Raw genomic sequence first — 2,007 nt, forward strand, 5'->3', positions numbered from 1 at the left:
CAGGTCCCTTACTGCAACGAGTATATCATCGACGGTTTCATGCTTGACCGTGCACTTGCCGCCGTGCGCCAATTTGTTCCTCATTTCAATCGCTTTCTTGAGTTTTGCAACAACTGAGACTTCGGGAATTTGTACGTCACCTGAGAGAGTGTTCTTAACAGCCAGCTTGGGCAAGTAATCCACAATCAGCCTTTTGAGATAAGGCGACTGCATATTTTCAAGCAACCACTCGGTCTCAGGTTGGAGGTGGTAAATGCAATGCTTCACACCTGTTTCAGCCGCTGCAACACCGATAAGAAGTGCGCTGCGCGGGTAGGAAAAACTCAAACTGACGGCTTCACACAACAGTTCATGTGCCATCGGCTCAGAATCGCCAGATTCTACAAGTCCAATTACCCTCTCAATGAGATGTTCAGGAGCACTCAGACCTTTTCGTATTCGGATGTTACCGGCCCTGATCCCTCTAGGCAGTTCGCTCCACACTTCACCGTCTGATGACCAAGTCAATCTTCCGGCACTGAAAGATGGATCTGGACTCGTATCGTTGCTGATCCACCTTGCAGTTCTGCAAGTTGTGATTGACCACCATCTCAGATCGCTGTAAATTTCGCTGTAGAAATCATGATACCTGCGTGGTAGAATGTCCCAAGGTGTGCAGTATTGTGATATAAGCTGAGATCGCATCTTCTCTTCCAGCTCTGCCACCTTCATATTCGTGTCAGGAGAATCATCATATACGCCATTTCTTACATCTTCCAGAATTCTTAGTATCTTGTCGTTGACGTTTCGCTGAGCAGTTACTTCGCATAGAACGCCGAGGGGCCTCTGTCCATCCTCATCTGTGCCTTCTTTGGTTCTGAATACAACAGTGACACTTTGATCAGGATAACTGAAGACCATCGGAGAATCCTCTCTTCGTCCGAAGTGTTCATCTATGAACGCTTGTACCAACTTGAAATGCATCGTCTAGACACCTCCAGATAAATGGCGCTAAATGAGCAGTCGAAACAATGCACCACTGATTCCGAGCAGCGCAAAACCGCTTAATACATGAGGCGGCAATTGTTTCCGATGGAGAACTGAATATCCCAATGCTATCAGCACTCCTACAATTACTATTGGAGCCGTGAAGTATAGGCTGAGTTTCTCTGGCGGGCGGACATTTATCGGCATGTAAATCACAACAGCCGTGAGACCCACCCCGATCAGAGTAGCTATCAAGGCGATCCAATCGGCAATTCGCTCCAATAACGGGTAAGTAGTATCGCTAATGGCCGAAAGCATTCCATATGCTATCAAGAGAATCCCCAGAGAGCCAAGGAAATTGAAGCTCCACTCGAGTATCTGTGTCAGCTCCGTAGGTCAGGATCCCTGCGATCCTGACTATTCCATTTCTCAGAGCAACGAAGAAATAGGCAGGATCACTCCGGCGCGCTTCGCGTGACTTCGGATCGCTGCCCTACGATTCGAGGACATCTGCCGCGCACATATCAGCGCGTCAAGCGCTGTCACACGTTGCGCAACGGTTTCCAGACAGTTGGCTCAATCCGCGATCAGAGATCGTGGCCACGGATTCCGTCAGGAAGGGGTTCCTGACGGCGCTGCGAAGATCGCGGCCATGGATTCCGTCAGGAAAGGATTCCTGACGGCGCCCACAAAACAAAAGCGGCAGACTGGGGGAAGTCTGCCGCATAACAGTTCGGTCTATACCCTGAACGAGTTGTTGTTGGATTCGCCTATCTAATTAAGCACGTCGTTCGACGTGTTTACGATCACTCCGGTGCCGTCGACCGTCCATATATCCGGAGTGGGATCGTCATCGATACCGGGGGCAGCAGCGTTTGCTGTCGCGATGAAATTCGTGCCGTTTACTACGATGCTGTAGTCGTACCATGCGCTCGCCATTATCTCAACACCGAGCAGTGCGATATCATTTGTGTACGTGCCGTGCTCCTGATAGTAACTGCGCTCCATCGTGTAAATCTGTTTCAGCAGACCCTTCGCTTC

Annotated in this window: 3 protein-coding genes; all 3 read right to left on the reverse strand. The window is 49.8% G+C overall.

What is annotated here, in order from left to right; all coding sequences use genetic code 11:
• Window positions 1-963 (reverse strand): hypothetical protein (locus KKH67_07615; GenBank protein ID MBU1319048.1); only part of this gene is annotated, 963 nt, incomplete at its 3' end.
• 27 nt (window positions 964-990) lie between these two features.
• Complete coding sequence (locus KKH67_07620) at window positions 991-1,299, reverse strand: hypothetical protein (GenBank protein MBU1319049.1); 309 nt, start codon at window positions 1,297-1,299, stop codon at window positions 991-993.
• A gap of 441 nt (window positions 1,300-1,740) precedes the next feature.
• A partial coding sequence (locus tag KKH67_07625) for a type IV pilin-like G/H family protein (GenBank protein ID MBU1319050.1) occupies window positions 1,741-2,007 on the reverse strand: 267 nt, incomplete at its 5' end.

Source organism: Candidatus Zixiibacteriota bacterium, assembly GCA_018820315.1.
Lineage (GTDB): Bacteria > Zixibacteria > MSB-5A5 > JAABVY01 > JAHJOQ01 > JAHJOQ01.